The organism is Variovorax glucosi (assembly GCF_051216695.1).
Taxonomy (GTDB): Bacteria; Pseudomonadota; Gammaproteobacteria; order Burkholderiales; family Burkholderiaceae_C; genus Variovorax.
Genome location: NZ_JBPJZE010000001.1, coordinates 751683 through 775183, shown reverse-complemented (window position 1 = coordinate 775183; position 23501 = coordinate 751683). Strand labels below are relative to the sequence as shown.

The following is a 23501-nucleotide window of genomic DNA, read 5'->3' as shown; positions in this document are numbered from 1 at the left end:
CGGCGCTCGGGCAGGCGCATCGCAACTGCCGCGTTACCGAATGACCTGTTCCAGCAACGCGATCGCGGTGTTGAGTTTCTGAACTTGCGCAGCGTTGCTGAAGCCCATGATGGAATGGTTGTCCGCTTTTTCGATCCCGAGCGGGTCGTTCACCAGAAAGGCGCCGAATGTCCTGGAGTTCGGGTTGCTGTCGAGTCCGCCTTGGAGATCTTCGATCAGGATGCCTTCGCGTTGGACCACATCACGAATGTTCTTCAGTGAGTCGATGGTGTTGCGGTTCGCAATACCGGTTCTGACCAGGTCGAAGCCCGGCGATGCTGAATCGTTGAACTTGAGCATGTGGCGGAATCGCGGCTGAATCATCGCTTCCTGGCCGCGGAATTTCCCGATAGCCAAAATCGGCGCGACTGGAATCCCGATGCTCTGCAGACGAAAAAGCGTCGCCAGTTCCTCTTTTATGCCGCGCGTGTATTTCTGGCTCACGATCAGCGCATTTTCGGTGCCCTTGATCTCGTAGCAGTCCTTGAAAAGCCCCTGTCCGATCATTGCCCCGGCCGGCAGGTGGTCCAGCGAAGTGCTGTTCATGATGCGCTCGGCTTCCTGGTTCATGGTGAGCATCTGCTGTCGGGCATTGACGCCCCCGTTGGCGGAAAGGAACTGACCAAGCGGCTGGCGACCATGCACGCCGGAGATCATGCGATCCGCACCGGTCGTCGGCACCTTTTCCCTGGGTCGCGACCAGCTCTGCGGCTCAGATGCGCGGGACATGCGCGATCTCGCGTCGGTTGCTGGCTTGGAGCTGTTGGGTCGGAGTGCGGCGAGGGTCAAGGATGTCTGACGTTGGGTAAGCAGGCCGTTGAAAAGGTCGGTCGAAAAGACCGCTTTCGTCTGGAGGTGCAATGAGCTTATGTAGCTCGCTGCGTCTACCCGTTGGGACAATTCTTAAAGCGCGGCAAGTGCGCACCTGCTGTCAGTTCGATTTCACTTCGCCGGGGATCCGGTATCTCTCGCCATCGAAATGCAGGGACGTGGACTTGAAAGTGGCTGGCCGTTCCCGCGTCACGCATTCCTCGCCGACCAAGCTCGAACGGCTGTTCGAACCGGTCTGCCGCAGCATCAGGTCCGCATAGCCGTTGGTCGTCGTCCGCGCGATCAACAGCGTGCTGCGCACCGTGCGGAACGTGCCGCTGCAATTGGTGTCCCAGTCGCCGCTCTGTCGTTCCAGCTCCAGCTCGTCGAGCACCTTGTGCAGCTTTGTACCGTCGGGCACGTAGAGCGACAGGCGCTCGCTTTCGTACGGGCTTTCGCGCACGGCGCTCTGGTAGACGATGCGGACGCCGAAGGCACGCGCATCCGGCGCCAGCGCATAGCGCGCTGTGTCGATCTTGATCGACGCGATCCGTGTGGTGTCTTCGCTCAGGCCGCGCGGCTCCATCGAGCGGCTGACGATCCGGGCGCGCTCGGTGTTGCCGTTGTCGGCCTGTTGCACGACCAGCACTTCGACATCGAATTCGGTCAGTCCAGGCTCCGAAAGCGCGACCGGTACCGGCATCGGAAGGATGACGATGAAGCGTCCGAGGAAGCCGCGCCACGGTTCGCAGACGGCGCGCTCGTGGTCGAGCGCGCGGTTGGGATGGAGCTTGCCGTGCATGCGCTCGGCGAGTCCGGTGTCGCAGGCAGCCTGCGCGGCCGTGCCGAAGAATGCGATGGCTGCTGCGACCAGAAGATCGGTCGCCGCGAAACGGCGGCTCAAGCAGCGATCTCCGCGGTCGGCGACGGCGTTCGCAGCCAGCGTGTTGCCGCGGCATCGAGCGCGGCCTTGTCGCCGCTGCCGACAAGCAGGATCGACCCTGGCGCCGTGCGCGAGTTCAGCAGTCCGGCCGCCGAAAGCAGGCGTCGCGTGTGCTGCGCGACCGGTGCGCCCGTGTCGATGAAGCGAACTTCGGTACCGGTGTGCCGCCGCAGTTCTTCCGCGACGAATGGGTAGTGCGTGCAGCCGAGCACCAGCGTATCGATCTCGCCAGCTTGCGTGCCGAACATGCCTGCCTCGCCGACGTAGCGGGCGCAGAGCGCAGAGATCGTCGGCGCATCGTCGCGCTCGATGGCTGCGGCCAGCCCGTCGCAGGCAACGACGACGAACTCCGCCTGTCCGGAGAGCGATTCCCGCAGCGTCTCGAATTTCCGGCTGGTCGTCGTGCCGCGAGTCGCCAGGACGGCGATGCGCCGTGTCCGGGTCATCGCGACCGCCGGCTTCAACGCCGGTTCGACGCCGACGAGCGGCAGCGACGGATAACTTTCGCGCAGCACTTGGATCGCCGCCGCGGTCGCCGTGTTGCACGCCACGACCAGCGCCTTGATGCCGTGTTGCAGCACCAGCTCCTGCGCTACTGCAACGCTGCGCGCGACGACATGGGCCTCGTCGCGCTCGCCGTAAGGTGCGTGGCCGGCGTCCGCGAAGTAGACGAAATCCTCGTGCGGCAATTCAGCTCGCAGTGCATCGAGGACGCTCAGCCCGCCGATGCCGCTGTCGAAGACGCCGATGGCGTTGCTGTTGCCGTCGCCGTTGCCGCTATGGCCAACCGTCAAGCCTGCTCCAACATGATCGTCTTGAACTCGCCCGACGCGATGCGCTTCTGCCATTCGGCTGGGCCGGTGATGTGCACGCTGGTGCCGCCGGCATCGACAGCGACCGTTACCGGCATGTCGACGACATCGAATTCGTAGATCGCTTCCATGCCGAGATCCGCGAAGCCGACGACCTTTGCCGTCTTGATCGCCTTGCTGACCAGATAGGCCGCGCCGCCGACCGCCATGAGGTAGGCGCTCTTGTGCTTGCGGATCGAATCGATCGCGACCGGGCCACGCTCGGCCTTGCCGATCATCGCGATCAGTCCGGTCTGAGAGAGCATGGTTTCGGTGAAGCCGTCCATGCGCGTGGCGGTCGTCGGGCCGGCCGGACCGACCGCTTCGTCGCGAACCGGATCGACCGGGCCGACGTAATAGATCACGCGGTTGGTGAAGTCCACGGGCAGCTTCTCGCCCTTGGCCAGCATGTCGGCGATGCGCTTGTGCGCGGCATCGCGGCCGGTGAGCATCTTGCCGTTGAGCAGCAGCGTGTCGCCCGGCTTCCAGCTGGCGACTTCTGCCGGCGTGAGCGTGTCGAGATCGACCTTCTTGCTCTTGTTGTAGTCGGGCGTCCAGTCGACGTTCGGCCACAGGTCGAGCGACGGCGGATCGAGGTAGACCGCGCCGCTGCCGTCCATCGTGAAATGCGCATGGCGCGTGGCCGCGCAATTCGGGATCATCGCGACCGGCTTGCTCGCCGCGTGCGTCGGATACATCTTGATCTTGATGTCCAGCACGGTGGCGAGGCCGCCCAGGCCCTGCGCGCCGATGCCGAGCGCGTTGACCTTCTCGTACAGCTCGATGCGCAGCGCCTCGACCTTGGTCAGCTCGGCGCCGGACTGCTTCTTGTGCTGCAGTTCGTGCATGTCGAGGTCGTCCATCAGGCTTTCCTTCGCCATCAGCGCGGCCTTTTCTGCCGTGCCGCCGATGCCGATGCCCAGCATGCCCGGCGGACACCAGCCGGCGCCCATCGTCGGCACGGTCTTCAGCACCCAGTCGACGATGCTGTCGCCGGGGTTGAGCATGACCAGCTTGCTCTTGTTCTCGCTGCCGCCGCCCTTGGCCGCGACCGTGACTTCGAGCTTATTGCCCGGCACGATCTCGGTGAATATCACGGCCGGCGTGTTGTCGCCGGTGTTCTTGCGGGCGAACTGCGGATCGGCCACGACCGAGGCGCGCAGCATGTTGTCCGGGTGGTTGTAGGCGCGGCGCACGCCTTCGTTGACCGCGTCGTCGAGCGAGCCGGTGAAACCGCCCCAGCGCACGTCCATGCCGACCTTGAGGAACACGTTGACGATGCCTGTGTCCTGGCAGATCGGGCGCTGCCCGGTCGCGCTCATCTTGCTGTTGGTCAGAATCTGCGCGATCGCGTCCTTCGCCGCCGGACTCTGCTCGCGCTCGTAGGCCCTTGCCAGGTGCGCGATGTAGTCGGCGGGGTGGTAGTAGCTGATGTACTGCAGCGCGGCGGCGACTGATTCGATCAGGTCGGCTTGTTGAATCGTGGTCATTGGCGTGTGGGGCGTGGGGTGTTTTTCGAGCCGCAATTATCGGCCGTGGGTCGGATGGCGGGGCAAGTCGGATGTTCGGCGTGTTAATGAGAATCGGTCGCGTTTGGGTGGTACTCTCGGGGCTGTCCAATCAACCACAGCACCGGCAGCCTTTCATGACGACTCGCACCGAGCGCGACGCCGCCGCGACGCCGGCGCTGCTGGACAGCTTTCGCACCAGCTACCGCGATCTGTTGCGCTATCTGGCGCAGCGGACCAATTCCACCGACGAGGCGCGTGACCTGGCGCACGACACATGGCTGCGACTGGCCGAGCTTGCGGCGCAGGGCTCGCTGCCGGAAGTGCCTGAGGGGAGCGAGGCGCGTGCCTATATTTTCGCGATGGCGCGCAATCTGAGCACCGACCGGCAACGCCGCGACGGCGTCGCTTCGCGCCACGCGGCGGCTTTTCCGTCGCGTGAGCATGCGTCGCCGGACGCGACCGAAGCGCTGATGTATCGCCAGGCGATCTGCGCGATCGAGGCAGCGCTCGGCGGTCTTCCCGAGCGAGCCAGGCAGGTGTTCCTGCGCCATCGCGTGCAGGGCGAGGACCAGTCGGTGCTGGCTGCGGAATACGGCGTCACGCGCAACATGATCGAGCGCGACATGATGCGGGCAATGGATTGCGTGCAGGCGGCGATGGAGCGCTGGCACGGCGTGGCCACTTCCGAGGCGAGACAGCCGGCACGCATCGGCCGCCGCCGATCGCTCGCAGCGCTGTTGGGAATCGGTGGACTGGCGGCGACCGGTGGCTGGCATTGGTGGCGCGAGGCGATGCCGCAATGGCAGGAAGCGTTGTCTACCGGGCAGGGACGGTTGCTGCGGCAGGCGCTTCCCGACGGCAGCGTGCTGACGCTCGATGCGCAGAGCCGGGTGCAGGCGAGCTACTACGCGGCGCATCGGGTGGTGCGGCTGCTGGCTGGTGCCGTTTACCTCGACGTGGTGCGCGATGCCGAACGGCCGTTCGTAGTCGAAACGACTGCTGCGCCCGATGCGCCGCGTGTGCGCGTCACTGTGCTGGGCACGCGCTTCGGCGTCGAGCGCCTGCCGGACGCGGGCGTCGAAGTGCAGGTCGAGTCGGGCAGGGTGCGCGTGGAAACGCTCGATGCCGACGGTCGCGTGCGGGAGTCCCGGACGCTGTCCGACGGCGAGTCGCTCCGAGTCCGGGCCGGACCGCCCGGCGCAGCGACCGCAGGCGTTTTCGAGCCGACGGGCGCCGCTGCCGACGTCGCATCGTGGCGCCACGGCGTTCTGGTGCTGTCGGACATGCCGTTGAGCGCCGCCGTTTCACGCCTCTCGCGATATCTGCCGCGCCCGGTCGAGGTCGACCCGCGCGTGGCTGGACTGCGGCTGTCGGGACAGGTGCGCATCGCGCAGTCCGAGGATTTCCTGCGCGCGCTGCCGGACATCGTGGCCGTGCGCTCGGTGCTGTCCGGCGATCGCTGGACCATCGGGCCGCGCTCGCGCTGAAACTTTTTGCGGGCGAAGCGCAGATTCGTTCAGGAAGCCGCAGGGCCGATTCGTTGTAGTCATGAAACCTCTTCTTGACCACTTCACGCTTTCAGGCCCTATGCGACGTACTTTTCTCTCCCGTTCCGTTCCTCTCTGGCAAGGCGCCGCGGCTGCAGCGCTGACCGTGTTCGCGCTGCCGCTGGCGGCACAGGTCGACAACGGCGGCACGGCTGCGTTCCGCGTGTTCGACATTCCGGCGCAGCCGCTGCCCGCCGCGCTGTCGCTGTTCGCACGGCAGGCGGACGTGCAGATCGTGTTCGCGACCGGGCTGGCCGACGGCCTGCGCGGCAACGCGGTGGCCGGGCGGCTGCGCAGCGACGACGCGCTGAACGAACTGGTTCGCGGCAGCGGATTGCGTGTCCGGCGCAGCGGCGCCACGCTGACGCTGGAGCGCGCGCCGCAGGGCGCGGCCGTCACGCTGGGCGAAGTCACGGTCAGTGCCGATGCGGCAGATGCTACTGCCGTGAGCCCGGTGCACGGATACGTCGCGCACCGCAGCGGCACCGCGCTCAAAACCGACACGCCGCTGCGCGAAACGCCGCAGTCGATCACCGTGGTGGGCGCCGAAGAAATGGCGCTGCGCCGTACGGACTCCGTTGCCGATGCACTCGGCTATGCGAACAGCATCGTCAGCCAGCCGAACGGCTTTTCGCGCATCGCCGACGACTACAACATCCGCGGATTCGACGCCGGCGGGCGTACCGGCAGCGTGCTGCGGGACGGCATGAAGCTGCAGTCGTCGCAGTTCGACGGCGGGCAGGAGCCGTACGGCCTGGAGCGGGTCGAGCTGTTGCGCGGTCCGTCGTCGGTGCTCTACGGGCAACTGTCGCCGGGCGGGCTGGTCAACACGGTCAGCAAGCGCCCGACCGCCGATGCACTGCACGAGATCGTGGTCGAAGCCGGCAGCCACGATCGCCGCCAGATCGCCACCGACCATGCCGGCACGCTGAACGCGGACGGCACGCTGTCGTACCGGCTCACGGCGATGGTGCGCGAGAGCGGCACGCAACTCGCGCAGGTGAACGACGACAAGTATTACGTCGCTCCGGCGATCAGCTGGCGGCCCAACGCCGCCACGTCGTTCACCGTGCTCGCCAGCCAGCAGCGCATCGACACGAAGTTCGTCGCGCCGATGCAATACGACAGCACCATCTACAGCCGCACGGCGGGCCGGAAGATTCCATACACGCTGTTCGCCGGCGAGCCCGACTTCGACAACTACGAAGGCCGAATGTCGACGCTCGGTTACCTGCTGGAACATCAGTTCGACGGCGGCCCCAAGCTGCGCCACGGATTGCGCTACTACCAGTCGAAGGTGAGCTACGACTACATCACGCCGGGCGTGGTGGCACCGGGTGCGGCGGGCCGGCTCGCCCGACGCTATGACGTGCGCGACGACGATTCCCGCGCCGTCACCAGCGACACGAGCCTCGAATGGAAACTGGGCAACGGACGGGTGCAGCACAACGTTCTGGCTGGCTTCGACGTCTACCGCAAGGACTACGACACGCAGCGCTTCGCGGGGACGGCGCCGGTGTTGAATCTTTCGAATCCGGTCTACGGCAACCTGCCGGTGGTCGGCGCCGTCAACTCGGGCTCCCGGCAGATCGGGTTGCAGAGCGGGCTCTATCTGCAGGACCAGGTCCGTTTCGACGACCGATGGATCTTCGTGCTGGGCGGCCGCTACGATCGCGCCGACAGCCGCACCGACACTTTCCGAACTGGCGTGCGTACGCAACAGGACGACAGCAGGTTCTCAGGCCGCATCGGCGTCGTCCGGCTGTTCGACAACGGGCTCGCGCCGTATGCGAGCTTCAGTCAGTCCTTCTTCCCGTCCAGCGGCACCGACCGCGCGGGCGATCCGTTCAAGCCGACGCTGGGCGAGCAATACGAACTCGGCGTCCGCTATCAGCCGGCAGGCACCACGACGATGCTGAGCGCGGCGCTGTACCAGCTGACGCAGAAGAACGTGCTGACCGAAGACCCGGTCGACAGCGGTTTCGACGTGCAGACCGGCAAGGTCCGCTCGCGCGGAATCGAGCTCGAAGCACGCGTATCGCCGACCCGTGCGCTGAGCCTGATGGCTGCCTACAACTACACCGACGCGCGCACGATCGCCGACAACGAGCCGGCGCTGATCGGCAATCCGACGCAAGGCGTGCCGCGCCACAGCGCCTCGTTCTGGGCCGACTACAACCTCGGCGCGATCGGCTTGCAGCGCGCGCGGATTGCGATGGGCGTGCGCTACGTCGGCCCGCTGGCCACGGCGACGACGGCCTCGGTGTCGCGAACCGGCGGCTACACGCTGGTCGACCTGCTGCTGGGCTACCAGATCGACGCGCATTGGCAGGCGAGCCTCAAGGTGCAGAACCTGACCGACCGGCAGTACCTGCATTGCTCTGGAACCTGCCGCTATGGCGATCTGCGGACGGTGGTCGCGACGCTTGGTTATCGATGGTGACAAAGGCTGAAGCTGCGTCAATGCGAATAGATCGCGTTTGATTCATACTGGCGGGCTTTTCACAGCCACTGGACAGCCTGCCATGACGATCCGCATCGAACGCGACACCTTCGGTCCCATCGAAGTCCCTTCCGACAAACTCTGGGGCGCGCAGACGCAGCGTTCGCTGCAGAACTTCGACATCTCCGGCGAACAGCAGCCGCGGGAAATCATCAAGGCGCTGGCGCAGGTCAAGCGGGCGTCGGCAGTGGTCAATCACGCGCTGGGCCTGCAGGACGAGAAAAAGACGAAAGCCATCGTCGCTGCAGCCGACGAAGTCATCGCCGGCAAGCACCCGGACGAATTCCCGCTGGTGGTCTGGCAGACCGGCTCCGGCACGCAATCCAACATGAACGTCAACGAGGTGCTGGCGAACCGCGCCAGCGAAATCCTCGGCGGCGAGCGTGGGGAAGGGCGGCTCGTCCATCCGAACGACGACGTGAATCGCAGCCAGTCGAGCAACGACGTGTTCCCGACCGCCATGCACGTGGCGGCGGTCGAAGCGGTCACGCACAAGCTGCTGCCGGCCATTGCGCTGCTGCGCGGCACGCTGCAGAAGAAGGCAGAGGACTTCGCCGACATCGTGAAGATCGGCCGCACCCATCTGCAGGATGCGACGCCGCTCACGCTGGGCCAGGAGTTCTCGGGCTACGTCGCGCAACTCGACCACGGCGCCCGACACGTGAGTGCCGCGCTGCCGCACCTGTGCGAACTGGCACTCGGCGGCACGGCGGTCGGTACCGGACTGAACGCGCCCAAGGGTTACGCCGAGCAGTCGGCAGCCGAACTGGCGCGGCTGACCGGCCTGCCTTTCGTGACCGCGCCCAACAAGTTCGAGGCGCTGGCTTCGGTCGACGCGCTGGTGCACGCGCACGGTGCGCTCAAGACGCTGGCCGCCAGCATGATGAAGATCGCCAACGACGTGCGCTGGCTGGCCAGCGGTCCGCGCAGCGGCATTGGCGAACTGAGCATTCCGGAGAACGAGCCCGGCTCTTCGATCATGCCGGGCAAGGTCAATCCGACGCAGAGCGAAGCTGTCACGATGCTGGCCGCGCAGGTGTTCGGCAACGACGTCGCGATCAACTTCGGTGGCGCGTCGGGCAACTTCGAGCTGAACGTGTTCCGCCCGATGGTCGCGCACAACTTCCTGCAGAGCGTGCGGCTGATGGCCGATGGCATGCGCAGCTTCAACGACCATTGCGCGGTCGGCATCGAGCCGAACCGGGAGCGCATCGGCGAACTGGTGCAACGCTCGCTGATGCTGGTGACTGCGCTCAATACGCACATCGGCTATGACAAGTCGGCCTATATCGCGAAAAAGGCGCACAAGGAAGGCACGAGCCTGCGCGAGGCGGCGGTGGCGTCGGGCCATCTCACTGGCGAACAGTTCGACGAGTGGGTGGTGCCGGAGAACATGACCGGGCGTTGAACGTCGCCTGGTTCCGAAGATGTACAAATCTGATCGGAACCGATAAGCGGCGGTCCAACCCTGCTTGAATTCGAGCCCGGCTCCGGCATCCGGCGCCTTCTCGGATTCAAGCTCATGACGCGGCACTTCTCGTACAGACCCACCCCGAAACTCAAGCAAGGCCTGTCCGCAGGGCATCCTTTGTCGAAGCTGTTGCAGCGTGCCGTTCCTGCGGCATCGACAGCGTCGCACACGGTCATGCAGCCCGAGGTGCAGGCGCTCTATGCCGAGGCCTGCCGGAAGCTCCAGAGCAACGCATTGCATGAAGCCGATGCGCTGATCGACCTGGCTTTGACTTCGACGCCGCACAACCACTACCTGCTGCAGGTTAAAGCGGCGATCTGCACATCGCTTCATCGTCTGCAGGAGGCAGAGTCGATCTGGCAGAAGCTTCTTCAGAGCCGGCCCGACGATCCTCAATTGCTGTGCAACGTCGGCCTCTATGCGTTTCGCCAAAAACGCTACGAACTCGCGGCGGACCTGCTGTCTCGCGCAGTGGTTCTGGATCCCCGACACGCGAGCAGCCAGCTTCATCTGGGGCTGGTGCACGCCGCCCTGCATCAGTATGAGCGGGCGATGGCCTGCTTCCGTCAGGCGCTGCGCGTCGAGCCGCGCAATGCCGAAATTCATTTCAGCATGGGCTGCTGCCTGCATGGCCAGCATCGCCTCGACGAGGCGCATGCCGCGTTCGAACAGGCGCTGGTGCTGGATGCCGGCCACTTCGGCGCTCGCTCCAACCTGGTATTCACCCAGCACTACCTGCCCCGGTTCGACCCGGCGGCTAACCGGCTGCAGGCCGAACGGGTGAGTTCCATCCTGAGCAGCAGCCCTGCCAACCTGCGCCGGCCCGCGCTCCATCCGGGCGGGCTCGACGCCGACAGGCGCATCCTCCGGGTGGGGCTGGTATCGCCGGACCTGAACACCCATCCGGTCGGCTTCTTTCTGGAGGCGATGCTTGCAGCGCTGCCTCCCGGCGAAGTCGTTCTGTACGCCTATGCAAAAACGCGTGTGTACGACGCGCTCTCGGCGCGTCTGCGGCCGGCTTTCGCGGGCTGGCATCAGGTGGTGGACTGGTCGGACGAGCAGACCATGCAGACCGTCGTCGACGACGGCATCGACATACTGATCGACCTGGCGGGCTACACCAGAGGAAATTCGCTCGCATGCTTCGCGCACCGGCTGGCTCCCGTGCAGATGAGCTGGCTCGGCTACTTCTCCACCACCGGCCTCGCCACCATCGATTACGTACTTGCCGATCCGATCTGCGTGCCGTCCGGCGAGGAGCGCTATTTCACCGAGCGGATCGTCCGGTTGCCGCACAGCCGTTACTGCTTCAGTCCGCTCAAGACCCGGCTGACCGAGCGCAGTCTGCCGTCGACCCGGCAGCCCGGCGTCACGTTCGGCTGCTGCCAGGCGCTCGCCAAGATCAACGATCGCGTCCTGGGGGCTTGGGCCCTTATCCTTGCCGCCGCACCCGATGCCAGGTTGCGAATCCGAAGCGCGAATCTCGATTCTCCGGTCGTGGCTTCCGCGCTCCGGACCCGCATGCGGCGTCTCGGCCTGCCGCTGGAGCGTGTCGAAACACTGCCGCTGCTGACCTACGACGCCTACCTGCAGAGCCATGCGGACGTCGACGTCATGCTCGACACCTTTCCCTATCCGGGCGGCACGACCACGGCCGAAGCGCTCTACCTGGGTGTGCCGACACTGAGCCTTGCATTGCCCGGCATGCTGGGACGCCAGGGCGAAGCCATCCTGAAGAACGGCGGCCTGGCGCACTGGGTTTGCGCGGACGACGCCGAATACGTCGAGAAAGCCGCCGCGATCGGTCGCAGAGAGTCGCTCTGGCTCGCCGAGGCGGCCGAACTGCGCGCGCAAGCGCCTGCGAATGTCGACTCAAGCCCGCTCTACGACGCACCGCGTTTCGCCAGGGACTGGCTGGAAGCCCTGCGTCGAACTTGGCGGGAGAGGGTGGCGCTCCTGCACGGACAATAGGCGCCATGGATTCTGTTTCTCAAATAGCGCTGGGCGCCGCCGTCGGCGTTGCGACCATGGGCCGGCGCACCGCCGTCTGGAAAGCGGCACTGTGGGGCGCCGTCGCGGGCACCTTGCCCGACCTCGACGTCTTCATCGACCAAGGCAGCCCGATTCTGAACATGGTGCTCCACCGCGCCGAATCGCATGCGCTGTTCTGGCTGACGCTGTTCTCGCTGCCTTTTGCCTCAGCCGTCGCCAGGCTGCAAGGCGAATGGCCCGTCTGGTGCCGCTGGTGGCTGGCGATGTGGCTGGCGCTGGTCACTCATCCGCTACTCGACACGATGACGGTCTACGGCACGCAATTGGCGCTTCCGTTCACCGACCGTCCGTTCGGCATAGGCAGCGTCTTCATCATCGATCCTCTCTACACGCTGCCGCTGCTCGCGGGAACGGTCTGGGCGCTCTGCACGCGAGGTCGCGGGCGAGGGCTGACGGCCAACGGCATCGGGCTGGCGCTCAGCACCGCGTACCTGGCCTGGGGCGTGGCGGCGCAGCATCATGTGACGCAGCTTGCCAAGGCATCGCTGGCCGAACGCGGCATCGTCGCCGAGCATCTGCTGGTCACGCCGACGGCGTTGAACAGCGTGCTCTGGCGGGTCGTCGCGATGTCGGGCGACAGCTATCACGAAGGCTTCCATTCGCTGCTCGACACCGAAAAGCGAATGGGCTTCGACCGCTTCGACCGCGGCAACTCCCTGAACGCGGCCGTCGCCGACATCGACGGCGTGCGGCGCATTTCGGCCTTCAGCAAGGGCTTCTACAAGGTGAGCGAGGACGCGGCGGGCCGGATACGCATCGTCGATCTGCGCATGGGGATGGAGCCGACCTACAGCTTCGACTTCGCGGTAGCCGAACGGAAGGCAGGCGGCGCCGTGGCGCCGCTCGCGAAGCCGGTGCAGCTCGGCGGCCGGCCCGATGTTCCGATGGTGCTGTCGTGGCAGTGGGAGCGCGCGCTCGGCAAGAAGGTGCCGCCGCCGCGTTGAATCCGAGTCGGATCAGCCGGCAGCGTCACGCGCCACCGCCGTCGTGATCTGCAGGAAGCGGTCGATGCCGGCCGGTGTGCGATTCTGTTGGCGGGAGTCGACGCGGTGTCGTTCAGCGCGGTTCGATGCGCTTGTTTCTCCGCTGGAACAGTACCGCAGCCACCATGCCCATCGCAAGAAATCCGACCAGTGCGTTGTTGGCTGCGACGCTGACCGCAAGCACCAGCCAGAACAGCACGATGGCCCGCTGGCGTGGGGCGACGGCTCCGGGCCGATATCCGTGTTTCCACAGCATTTCAGTGTCGCGCCCCAGCATCTGTACGCCTACCAGCGTCAATGCGACAGCCGCGCTGAGCTTCGGCACCTGCGCCATCCACGGCGTAGCCAGGAGGACGATGGCCAGCAGGGCCAGGCCGTGCGCGGGTACTGCCCACCGGCCATGCCCGCCGAGCATGCGCAAAACCACGGTGCGCGACGTCGAGAACGAGGCCGGCGCACCGCCCACCGCGGCAGCGAAAAAGCCGCCTGCCGATGTGGCGCACAGCATGCGTGGCTGCAGGCTGGAATACGCGGCCAGCTTGATGTTCACGATGAAAGCCGTCAGGCTTTCGAGCAGCAGCACGGCGCCCACGCCGACGCCGCAAAGCGCAGCCAGCAGCAGGGCACCGGTCGGTGGGATGTTGCTGGAATGGCTGATGTCGAACCAGCGCGCGTCGAGCAGCGACCAGTCCATCTGCATGTTGCCGAAGCGGCCGCAGAAAGGTCCGTTCGGTGTCGAGAGCCGCGTCCGTTCGTAGATAAGCCACGATGTCGCGGCTCCGGCCAAAAGTCCGAGCGGTTGCATCAGGAGCAGGAGATGCGCCGGGCGCGTGAAACCCTTGTTCCGTGCGAGATGGCCGTGGATGCGCTGGAGCACCGGCTTCCACGCGATGCCCAGCACGACTGACGGCAGATATACCAGCCAGGTCGCCAGCTTGTCCACCTGCATGCAGCCCAGAAGGCGACCTGCGGCTGCACTTCCGGCGACGATCCCCAGTGCGGTCGCGTACATGAAACCCTGAATCAGCCAGGTCGGTGCGCGCTCGATCGCATGCCGCACAGACCCCATGCATCCAAAGAGCAATGTCAGGGAGGCGGTCGCCGTGATGACTGCGAGCAGCAGGGTCTTGTCGCCCTGCAGACCCGGGTACGCTGCGACAAGCATCGTCAGCAGCTTGGTCGCGACCACCATGGATGCTGCACGCGGCCCCGACAATGCCGCGCCGTGGCTGGCCAAGGCCAGCAGGGAGCAAGCCACGACCGGCACGATTACCAGCATGGTTCCCAGCGCCGCTCCATCGGGTATGCCGGGCAGAAGGGCCTCGCCCAGAAGCGAACCCAGGCCGACGTATTCGATATAGAAGATAAGTGCAGTGGCACCACCGGCCCAGACGTCGGCAAGGAAGCTGTGAGGCGGAAAGGCAGTGGAGCGGTGCGGCTTCATCGGCATTCCGGATATGTCCTCACATTGGTGACGGACGGCGACGCGCGCAGTGTCTGGATGCCGGTGCCGTTCGCCCCGCCGATCAGACGTATCTGGAAGCGTCCGAATTCGTCGGGGCCGTAGGTCACGAAGCCTTCCGCGGCGCGCATTGCATCCCGGATTTCCGACATCGACGCCGAAGCACCGAATGCCACCGAGGCATGCGCGCAGTGCGCTGACAGGGTTGTTGCGCTGCGCGTCTCGGAGTGCAAATCCTGTCCGGCCCTGTGCTCCAAGCCGTCTATGCGCACGAGCGCGTAGACAAAGCCTGCCGTGATGCCGAGAAAAACAATCAGCGTGACGAGGGTCAACGTCGCATTGGCCGATAGCCAGAGACCCCGGCGTTCCAGAAAACGATTGACATCCAGGGTTGACGGATTTTTCATGGAATGCGGTGTTCGGCGTCCGTGCAGCCACGGACGGCCGCTCACTCGCTGGCCAGAAAATTCGGTTCGGCTGCCGGCTGCAAGAGCCGGCAGCCCAGCGGCAGCGCTTTAGTGAGTCTTGCCGTTTCCGCCTGTATTCGCCATCAGCTTGTCGGTGTAAGCAATCGCCATGGCCGACAGCAGGAACGCACAGTGGATCGCGGTTTGCGCGATCAGCACGCGGTCGGTGTAGTTGTCGGCGTTGATAAAGGTCTTGAGCAGGTGGATCGAGCTGATGCCGATGATCGACAGGCCCAGTTTCACCTTCAGCACCGACGCGTTTACGTGACTCAGCCATTCGGGCTGGTCGCGGTGGCCGCTGAGGTCCATGCGGCTGACGAAGGTCTCATAGCCGCCGACGATCACCATGATCAACAAATTCGAAATCATGACGACGTCGATCAGCGCCAGCACCACCAGCATGATCACGGTTTCGTTCAGCGTCGTGATCGGAGCGGTGGTCTTGTAGCCGATGCTGCTGATGAGCGCCTGCAGCGCCGTCTGGCTGCCGAAAGCGGCTTCGACCAGGTGCAGCAACTCGACCAGGAAGTGGAGCACGTACACGCCTTGCGCGACGATCAGGCCCAGATAAAGCGGCAACTGCAGCCAACGACTGGCAAAAATCAATCTCGGCAATGGACGCATCGGAGACAGTTTTCTGGGTGCGACGACGGGGTCGTCGACGGAAGCGGGTGTTTGGGTGGGGTCGGGGAGGGCCATGGGAGGGGTGCGTCAGGAGGAGCGGGGAGTCGCTTTGCGGATGCTGCGGGCAACCCACGATTGTAAGTTGGCGAGATGTCTGCACCATGGAAGTCCACACTTCGGCGCAGCATGGCACCGATGGCGCCCGATGTAGCGTCAGTAAGCCGTAAGTGCAACGTCCGACATTACGGCCGCCAGTCAAACCAAGGCGCAGGAGACAAAAAATGAGCAGCCCCAAGAACATCGAATCCACGTTGGTCGAGAACCGCGTGTTCCCACCCGACGAACGCGCCACCAGCGGCGCCCGCATCAGCGGCATGGCAGCGTACGACGCACTCTGCGCCGAAGCGACGGCCGATCCGGACGCCTTCTGGGCCCGCCTCGCCCGCGAGAACCTCAGCTGGACAAAGCCCTTCACGCGCACGCTGGACGAGTCGAACGCGCCGTTCTACAAATGGTTCGACGATGGCGAGCTCAACGCATCGGCCAACTGCCTGGACCGCCACATGGGAACGCCGGTCGAGCACAAGGCCGCCATCGTGTTCGAGGCCGACGACGGCACCGTCACCACCGTGACCTATCGCGAACTGCTGACGCGCGTCAGCGAATTCGCCAATGCGCTCAAGGCCGAAGGCATCAGGAAGGGCGACCGCGTCATCGTCTACATGCCGATGACCATCGAAGGCGTGGTCGCGATGCAGGCCTGCGCCCGCATCGGCGCGACGCACAGCGTGGTGTTCGGCGGCTTTTCGGCCAAGGCGCTGCAGGAGCGGATCATCGATGCCGGCGCCGTGGCCGTCATCACGGCGAATTACCAGATGCGCGGCGGCAAGGAGCTGCCGCTGAAGGCCATCGTCGACGACGGCATCGCACTGGGCGGTTGCGAATCGATCAAGAGCGTGCTGGTTTATGAACGCACGCCAACAGCCTGGGCGCGCGTCGAAGGCCGCGACAAGAGCTTCGGCGAAGCCATCGCCGCGCTCGACGGCAAAGGCGCCGAATGCCCGCCGGAACCGGTCGGCGCCGAACATCCGCTGTTCATCCTCTACACCTCGGGCTCGACCGGCAAGCCGAAGGGCGTCCAGCACGCCACCGGCGGCTATCTGCTGTGGGCCAAGCTCACGATGGACTGGACCTTCGACCTGCGCCCGGACGACGTGTTCTGGTGCACGGCCGACATCGGCTGGATCACCGGCCACACCTACGTCACCTACGGCCCGCTGGCCGCCGGCGCGACGCAGGTGGTGTTCGAGGGCATCCCGACCTTCCCGCACGCCGGCCGCTTCTGGCAGATGATCGAAAAGCACAAGGTCTCGATCTTCTACACGGCGCCGACGGCCATCCGTTCGCTCATCAAGGCGGCGGAATCCGACGACAAGGTGCATCCGAAGAACTGGGACCTGTCGAGCCTGCGCATCCTGGGTTCGGTCGGCGAGCCGATCAATCCGGAAGCCTGGATGTGGTACCACCGGAACATCGGCCTCGAGAAGTGCCCGATCGTCGACACCTTCTGGCAGACCGAAACCGGTGGTCACGTGATCACGCCGCTGCCGGGCGCCACGCCGCTGGTGCCGGGTTCGTGCACGCTGCCGCTGCCGGGCATCGCAGTCGCCATCGTCGACGAGACCGGCAAGGACCTGCCGAACGGCGCTGGCGGCATGCTGGTGATCAAGCGGCCGTGGCCTTCGATGATCCGCACGATCTGGAACGATCCGGAGCGTTTCAAGAAGAGCTATTTCCCGGAAGAGATGGGCGGCACGATCTACCTGGCCGGCGACGGCGCGGTGCGCAGCGAAGACCGTGGCTACTTCCGCATCACCGGGCGTATCGACGACGTGCTGAATGTTTCGGGCCATCGGCTCGGAACGATGGAAATCGAATCGGCGCTGGTCGCAAAGACCGATCTGGTCGCCGAAGCTGCGGTGGTCGGTCGTCCCGACGACGTCACCGGCGAGGCGGTCTGCGCCTTCGTCGTGCTCAAGCGCGGCCGTCCGGGCACCGATGAAGAGGCGAAGAAGATCGCCGCCGAACTTCGCGCCTGGGTCGCGAAGGAGATCGGACCGATCGCCAAGCCGAAGGACATCCGCTTCGGCGAGAACCTGCCGAAGACGCGCAGCGGCAAGATCATGCGGCGCCTGCTGCGCAGCATCGCGAAGAACGAACCGATCACGCAGGACACCTCGACGCTCGAAAACCCGGCCATCCTGGAACAACTGGGGCAGGCCTACTAGGCCCGACTCCGGCAGCGTCCGACAGGGGCGCAGTACCGCATGCTTTACAACGCTCCCTTCGATTCAATTCAAAGGGAGTGTTTCACATGGGTTTGAGAACAGGATTTTTGCTGGCCGTCGTCGTGCTGATCGCTGCGCTGGCTGCGCTGAACTGGGGCGTTCTGGCGATGCCGGTGCTGATGTCCATCGGCTTCATGCAGGTCAATGCGCCGCTTGGCGTGATCATGCTGGGGCTCACGGTATTGCTCGGCATTCTCTTTGCTGCCTATGTCGTGTCGCTGCAAAGCTCGGTGCTCATGGATTCGCGCCGCCACACGAAGGAAATGCAGACCCAGCGCGATCTGGCCGACAAGGCGGAGGCATCGCGCTTCACGGAATTGCGCAACTTCCTGGAGACGCAGGAAAACGTCCACATGACGCGCAACGCCGAGCGCCATTCCACGCTGATCGCGCGCGTCGAGCAGCTCGAAGGCACGCTGGCAGCGCACATCGGGCAGCTGGAGGATCGTCTAGAGCGTCGTCCGGTTCCGGGGTCGTCGACCGTCGCTACGACGCTTTCGTCGAGCGGCTCGACGATCATCCCGCCTCGCTACTGAGGCGTCGCGAGTACCCAGTCGGCCAGTTTCTTCGCGTCGGCTTCGCTGACTTGGTTGTTGGCCGGCATCGGAACGGCGCCCCATACGCCGGAACCGCCCTTGCGAATCTTGCTGGCGAGCATGTCGGCGGCACCGGCATTTCCCTTGTATTTCGCCGCCACGTCCTTGAACGAAGGGCCGAGCAGCTTGCGCTCGACGGCGTGGCAGCTGATGCAGTTCTTGCTGCGTGCCAGCGCGAGATCGGCCAGAGCGGGCGTGGTGGCGAGAAAGCCGGAGGAGGCCATCAAGAGGATCGAAAAAGCTTTGAGCATGTCAATGCGCGCGTACGCGCCGGTTACCATGAGTTACAGTCATTCCGAGAGATTCTATTTAGTGCTCTGAGTAAGGATTCCCCATGTGGTTCTTGGCCTTGGGATTGGTCGGACTGGTTCTCAAGTATCTCGAGATCGGCCCTGTCGGACAGCTTGCGTGGTGGATCGTCTTGACGCCGTTCGCGCTGGCCGCCGCCTGGTGGGCCTACGCCGACTGGTCCGGCTACACGAAGCGCCGCGTCATCGAAAAAGAGAATCGGCGCAAACAGGAGCGAATCGACCGCAAACACAGCCGGCTCGGAACCCTGTCGCCGCGTGCCAAGGACCGCCGCTGAGGACGCTCCTCGGCTCGTCGGCCGATGTCCGAGGGCCGATCACGGCCTTGTGCCGGCACCTCCGCCCAGCGACTGATAGAGCGCGACCGTATCGCCGAGGAGCGCGCCGCGTGCTGCGATGCGGGCGGATCTGTTCTGGAGAAAAGCGGCCTGCGTCGCCAGTGCCGATGGCCGAGTCGTATATCCCTGAGCGAGCTGCAGCCGCGTCAGCTCGAAGTTCTTCCGGGTCGCCGCCTCCCCCGCCTCCGCGACGCGCAATGCACGCGTGTCGACGTCGATGGCGTAGAGCGCATCGGCGACGTTCTGGAATGCTGCGAGGACCGTGCCTCGGTACTGCGCTGCGATGGCATCGAACTGTGCTTCGGCCGCGCGCTGGCGTGCAGAGAGCGTGCCGCCCGAGAAGATCGGCTGCAACACACCCGCGCCGAGCGACCATGCCGGATTGCCGGCGGCGAACATGTCTGCGAACCGGATCGCTCCGCCGCTGAAAGCCGCCGTGATCGACAGTTGCGGCAGGCGGGCCGCCTTTGCGACGCCGATGGCGGCGTTTGCCGCGCGCAGCTGCATCTCGGCCGCATGCACGTCGGGACGCTGATCGATCAGTTCCGAGGCGACTGCCGACGGCAAAGCCGGCATCCGGACATCCGCAAGCCTGATGCGCGGCAGCACCGCATCGGGGGTCCGCCCGGCGAGCGCCGAGATCAGGTCGCGCGTCTGCTCGCGCTGCTTTTCCAACGGCGGCAGCGACTGCTGCAGCTGCGTCAGCTGGTTTTCCTGAAGCGCGACGTCGAGTCCGCTCAGATAGCCGTTGGCCTGGAGGCGGCGCGCGTAGTCGAGCTGCTCGCGCGTCGCCTCGATTGCCTGCTGGACGGCTTCGGCCTGTTCGGTGAGCGTGGCGTCCTGGATCGCCGCAGCCACGATGTTCGAAGCGAGCGTCACGCGCGCCGCGGCAAGCTGGTCGCGCTGGCCGTCTTCCGCCGCCTGCAGACCTTCGACCTGGCGCCGGTTGCCACCGAACACGTCTGGCGCGAAGCCGACGCTGAGCTGGGCCGTGTGATAGCTGTAGATCGAATCGCCGGACGCCAGCGGCGAGGAAACCGATTGCCCGACGTTCTGCCGCGATGCGTTGTAGCCTGCCTGCACGGTCGGATAGAAGAACCCACGCTGCGCGATCGTGTTCTCGCGGGCTGCGCGCAGCGTCGCTTCGGCGGCTGCGACCGTCGGGCTCTGCGCAAGCGCCTGCGCGACCAGCGCATCGAGTTCGGGCACGCCGAACTGGCGCCACCAGTCGTACGTCACCGTCACAGCTGCGCTGCCTGCGGTCGGGAGCGGCTCGCGCGTCAGGGCCATCGGTAGCGGAGATTCGGGTCGCACGTAGTCGGGCCCGACGGTGCAGCCGCAAATGCCGAACATGGCGAACAGTCCGACGAAGCCCGCCATTCCGAGCCTCCCGAGCAGGTCGGCGCTCTTTCGCCGGGCATCTGTTTCAGGCAGGGTTTGTTGCCGCATTTCTCTTTCCTCCCAAACCTTGTCGCCGCTTGGCGAACTTCGAACGCCGCAGCACCGCGAGCCGCAATGCCGGAACCACCAGCAGCAGAAAAATCGGGCCGATCAGCATCCCGCCCACCACCACGGTGGCCAGCGGGCGCTGCACTTCGCTGCCGATGGCATGCGAGAGCGCTGCCGGCAGCAGCCCGATGCAGGCCGACAGCGCGGTCATCAGCAGCGGCCGCATCCGGTGCTCGTAGGCTTCGCGGATGGCTTCCAGGTCGTCGCGGCCCTTGAGCCTCAGCTCCTTGTAGTAGCCCAGGATCAGGATGCCGTCCATCACCGATACGCCCAGCAGCGAGATGAATCCGATGATTGCCGACACGCTGATGACCTGACCCGAAACCCACAGCGCGACGATGCCGCCGGTCACGGTGAACGGCACCGCCGCCAGCGTGAGAAGGCTGTAGACGAAGTTGTTGAAGAGGGCATAGAGCAGCACCACGATCAGCGCCACCGCTATCGGCACGGCCACCGCCATCCGCGCCTTGGCCTGCTGCAGTTCCTCGAACTCGCCGGCATACAGGATGCGATAGCCGGCCGGCAACCTGACTTGCGCGCCGACCTGCTTCTGCACTTCCTCGACGGTGCTGCCCAGGTCGCGGCCGCGGGCACTGAACTTGATCGGGATGAAGCGTTCGTTGCTCTCGCGGTAGATGTAGCTGGCGCCGGTGTCGAGCGTCACCTTGGCGATGTCCGAAAGCGGTATGAAGGAAGTGCTGCCGCCGGTGGTCGTGTAGCCCACGCGCAGCGACTTCACATCGTCCAGCGAGGCGCGCTGGCTCTGCGGAAAACGTACCGTCAGGCCGAACTGGCGGTCGCCCTCGAGCACGGTGGTCGCCTGGGTTCCGCCCAGCGCGGCCTGCACCACTGCGGTGATGTCGCCGGTGTTGAGGCCGTAGCGGGCGGCACGTGCGCGGTCGATCTGGATGTTCAGGTTCGGCTGGCCCAGCGTATTGAACACGCCCAGGTCGGCCACGCCCGGCACGCCGCTCATGACCGTCATGACCTGCCTGGCCAGCGTTTCCAGCGTCGCCAGGTCCGGCCCGATGATCTTCACCGAGTTGGCGCCCTTCACCCCCGAAAGACCTTCCTCGACGTTGTCCTGGATGTATTGCGAGAAGTTGAAGCCGACGCCGGGGAATTCGGCGGCGAATTTCTGCTGCAGCTCACCGACCAGCCGTTCCTTCGTCATGCCCGGACGCCATTCCTCGAAAGGTTTGAGCGGTGCGAACAGCTCGACATTGTTGAAGCCCGATGCATCGCTGCCGTCGTCCGGGCGTCCGTGCTGCGACACCACGGTGATGACTTCCGGATAGTCCTTGATCAGCTTGCGCATGCGGTTGACCTTGTCGCTGCCGGCCTCCAGCGAGATGGTCGAAGGCATCGAGGCGCGAATCCAGAGGTTGCCTTCTTCCAGCGCCGGAAGGAATTCGCTGCCCAGCGTCGACAGCAGCAGGCCGCCGGCCACCAGCACCAGCGCGCCGATCGCCAGCGTGGTGCGCACGTGCGCCAGCGTCCAGTGCAGGGCCGGGCGATACACCCGGTCGATGGCGCGCACGAAGATTGTTTCCTTCTCCTCGACCTTGCGCGGCAGCAGGTAGCTCGCGAGCACCGGCGTCACCGTGAAGGTCGCGAGCAGTGCGCCGGCCAGCGCGTAGCCGTAGGTGCGCGCCATCGGGCCGAAGATCTGGCCCTCGACGCCCTGCATCGTGAACAGCGGCAGGAACGCGGCGATGGTGATGCAGGTCGAGAACAGCACCGAACTGTCGACCTGGCAGGCACTCAGGTAGATGAGCCGCAGGCGAGCCGTCCAGCCGAGCGAGGGGTCGGTCCGCGCGCCGTCGGGTGCGCGGGCCATCGTGCGCAGCGCCAGCGCGCGCTCGGCCGACGGCTTCTGGAAGTTCCGGAAGATGTTCTCCACCAGGATCACGGCCGAGTCCACGATGATCCCGAAATCGACCGCCCCGAGCGACAGAAGGTTGGCCGACTCGTTGGTCAGCACCAGGATCATGATGCTGAAGAACAGCGCGAACGGTATGTTCACGCTCACGATGGTCGCGCTGCGCAGGTCGCCCAGGAAGATCCACTGGATCAGGAACACCAGCACGCAGCCGAAGATCAGGTTGTGCACCACCGTGTGCGTCGTCACCCCGACCAGCACCGAACGGTCGTAGTAGGGCGCCAGCTGGACGCCCTGCGGCAGCGCGCCATCGCTGTTGATCTTGTCGACCGCCGTCTTCACCCGCGCGATCACGTCGCTGGTGTGCAGGGTGCGGTTCATGATCACGACGCCGGTCACCACGTCGTTCTGCGCATCGCGGCCGGCTTCGCCCAGCCTCGGCACCGTTCCCTCGACGACACGCGCAACATCCTTCACCTGCGTCGGCAGGCCGTTCTGCTGGCCGATGACGACGTTGGCCACGTCCTCGATCTTCTCGATCAGCCCCAGCCCGCGGATGTTGATCGACTGGTCGCCCACGCTGACCGCGCGCCCGCCGACGTTGAGGTTGGCATTGCCGATTGCCGCGATCAGCTGCTGCAGCGTCACGCCGTGCGCTTCGAGCAGCTTCGGGTCGGGCTCGACGTGGTATTCCTTGGTGGTTCCGCCCCAGGTGACGACCTGCACGACGCCGGGCACTGTCAGGAGGCGGCGCTGTATCACCCAGTCCTGCAGCGCACGCAGCTGCGTCAGGCTGTAGGTCGACGGTCCCTTGACCTGGTAGCGCAGTATCTCGCCGACCAGGCTAGAGGCCTGGATCTGCGGTTGCACGCCGTTGGGCAGGTTCACGTTGGCCGCCAGGTTGTTGGCGACCTGCGTGAGCGCGAAGTAGTAGTCGGTGTCGTACTTGAAAGTCACGCGCACGAACGACAGACCGTAGAACGAGGTCGAGCGGATGTTGTCCACGCCGGGCGTCGTCGCCAGCCCGATTTCCATCGGGTGCGTGTAGTAGCGCTCCATTTCCTCGGCCGACTGTCCGGCGGCCTGGGCCGTTATCTCCAGAATGACCGGCGCGGGATTCGGATAGGCCTCGACGTTGAGCTTGAGAAAGGCCAGTACGCCGGCGGCAATGAAGGCCAGCAGGCCGAGCAGGACGATGGGCCTTCGCATGAGCACGAAGGCGAGCAGGGAACGGAACACGTGAGGCTTTCTTCGGGC

General features: G+C 65.4%; 18 protein-coding genes. 8 read left to right on the top strand and 10 right to left on the bottom strand.

Annotated features, from left to right (window positions below):
- Positions 1 to 33: 33 nt before the first annotated feature.
- From ACSFA3_RS03735 to ACSFA3_RS03720, 4 genes are all read right to left on the bottom strand, one after another.
- Positions 34 to 768, bottom strand: a complete 735-nt coding sequence (locus ACSFA3_RS03735) for a hypothetical protein (RefSeq protein ID WP_435504046.1) — start codon at positions 766 to 768, stop codon at positions 34 to 36.
- 202 nt (positions 769 to 970) lie between these two features.
- A complete protein-coding gene (locus ACSFA3_RS03730) occupies positions 971 to 1753 on the bottom strand; it encodes a PA3715 family protein (RefSeq protein WP_435504045.1) in 783 nt (260 codons plus the stop codon).
- Positions 1750 to 2586: a glutamate racemase gene (gene murI, locus ACSFA3_RS03725; protein WP_435504044.1), complete on the bottom strand. Its 837-nt coding sequence runs from the start codon at positions 2584 to 2586 to the stop codon at positions 1750 to 1752. Before murI ends, ACSFA3_RS03730 begins: the two co-directional genes overlap by 4 nt.
- Complete coding sequence (locus ACSFA3_RS03720) at positions 2583 to 4133, bottom strand: fumarate hydratase (RefSeq protein ID WP_435504043.1); 1551 nt, start codon at positions 4131 to 4133, stop codon at positions 2583 to 2585. Before ACSFA3_RS03720 ends, murI begins: the two co-directional genes overlap by 4 nt.
- 155 nt (positions 4134 to 4288) lie before the next feature.
- Here ACSFA3_RS03720 and ACSFA3_RS03715 point away from each other — a divergent pair, with 155 nt between their 5' ends.
- The 5 genes from ACSFA3_RS03715 to ACSFA3_RS03695 all read left to right on the top strand — a co-directional run bounded on the left by ACSFA3_RS03715 (position 4289) and on the right by ACSFA3_RS03695 (position 12671).
- Positions 4289 to 5641, top strand: a complete 1353-nt coding sequence (locus tag ACSFA3_RS03715) for a sigma-70 family RNA polymerase sigma factor (protein WP_435504042.1) — start codon at positions 4289 to 4291, stop codon at positions 5639 to 5641.
- 100 nt (positions 5642 to 5741) lie between these two features.
- Positions 5742 to 8144, top strand: coding sequence for a TonB-dependent siderophore receptor (locus ACSFA3_RS03710; RefSeq protein ID WP_435504041.1), 2403 nt, complete (start codon positions 5742 to 5744; stop codon positions 8142 to 8144).
- Positions 8145 to 8226: 82 nt separating this feature from the next.
- Positions 8227 to 9612: a class II fumarate hydratase gene (fumC, locus tag ACSFA3_RS03705; RefSeq protein WP_435504040.1), complete on the top strand. Its 1386-nt coding sequence runs from the start codon at positions 8227 to 8229 to the stop codon at positions 9610 to 9612.
- Positions 9613 to 9726: 114 nt separating this feature from the next.
- On the top strand, positions 9727 to 11646 hold the full coding sequence (locus ACSFA3_RS03700; RefSeq protein WP_435504039.1) for an O-linked N-acetylglucosamine transferase, SPINDLY family protein: 1920 nt from the start codon (positions 9727 to 9729) through the stop codon (positions 11644 to 11646).
- Between the two features lie 5 nt (positions 11647 to 11651).
- Positions 11652 to 12671, top strand: coding sequence for a metal-dependent hydrolase (locus ACSFA3_RS03695; protein WP_435504038.1), 1020 nt, complete (start codon positions 11652 to 11654; stop codon positions 12669 to 12671).
- A 112-nt stretch (positions 12672 to 12783) separates the two neighbouring features.
- On the opposite strand, the gene ACSFA3_RS03690 is transcribed toward ACSFA3_RS03695, so the two are convergent.
- From ACSFA3_RS03690 to ACSFA3_RS03680, 3 genes are all read right to left on the bottom strand, one after another.
- The gene (locus tag ACSFA3_RS03690) at positions 12784 to 14154 is read right to left on the bottom strand and encodes a hypothetical protein (RefSeq protein WP_435504037.1); all 1371 of its coding nucleotides are present in this window, start codon (positions 14152 to 14154) and stop codon (positions 12784 to 12786) included.
- Positions 14151 to 14579, bottom strand: coding sequence for a hypothetical protein (locus tag ACSFA3_RS03685; RefSeq protein WP_435504036.1), 429 nt, complete (start codon positions 14577 to 14579; stop codon positions 14151 to 14153). Before ACSFA3_RS03685 ends, ACSFA3_RS03690 begins: the two co-directional genes overlap by 4 nt.
- Before the next feature lie 108 nt (positions 14580 to 14687).
- Entirely contained in the window at positions 14688 to 15338 is a 651-nt protein-coding gene (locus ACSFA3_RS03680; protein ID WP_435504035.1) for a YqhA family protein, read from the bottom strand.
- 206 nt (positions 15339 to 15544) lie between these two features.
- Between ACSFA3_RS03680 and acs the strand changes: the two genes are divergently transcribed.
- Complete coding sequence (acs, locus tag ACSFA3_RS03675; RefSeq protein ID WP_435504034.1) at positions 15545 to 17551, top strand: acetate--CoA ligase; 2007 nt, start codon at positions 15545 to 15547, stop codon at positions 17549 to 17551.
- 86 nt (positions 17552 to 17637) lie between these two features.
- Positions 17638 to 18147, top strand: coding sequence for a LapA family protein (locus ACSFA3_RS03670; protein WP_435504033.1), 510 nt, complete (start codon positions 17638 to 17640; stop codon positions 18145 to 18147).
- Here the strand turns inward: ACSFA3_RS03670 and ACSFA3_RS03665 are convergent.
- On the bottom strand, positions 18141 to 18458 hold the full coding sequence (locus tag ACSFA3_RS03665) for a c-type cytochrome (RefSeq protein WP_435504032.1): 318 nt from the start codon (positions 18456 to 18458) through the stop codon (positions 18141 to 18143). The genes ACSFA3_RS03670 and ACSFA3_RS03665 overlap by 7 nt on opposite strands.
- 83 nt (positions 18459 to 18541) lie before the next feature.
- On the opposite strand from ACSFA3_RS03665, the gene ACSFA3_RS03660 reads away from it, so the two are divergent.
- Positions 18542 to 18793, top strand: coding sequence for a TIGR04438 family Trp-rich protein (locus ACSFA3_RS03660; protein ID WP_435504031.1), 252 nt, complete (start codon positions 18542 to 18544; stop codon positions 18791 to 18793).
- Between the two features lie 39 nt (positions 18794 to 18832).
- Here the strand turns inward: ACSFA3_RS03660 and ACSFA3_RS03655 are convergent, their stop codons facing one another.
- Both ACSFA3_RS03655 and ACSFA3_RS03650 read right to left on the bottom strand, forming a co-directional pair.
- Positions 18833 to 20302, bottom strand: a complete 1470-nt coding sequence (locus tag ACSFA3_RS03655) for an efflux transporter outer membrane subunit (protein WP_435504030.1) — start codon at positions 20300 to 20302, stop codon at positions 18833 to 18835.
- Positions 20280 to 23483, bottom strand: coding sequence for an efflux RND transporter permease subunit (locus ACSFA3_RS03650; protein ID WP_435504029.1), 3204 nt, complete (start codon positions 23481 to 23483; stop codon positions 20280 to 20282). The genes ACSFA3_RS03655 and ACSFA3_RS03650 overlap by 23 nt, the downstream gene beginning before the upstream one ends.
- Positions 23484 to 23501: the final 18 nt, after the last annotated feature.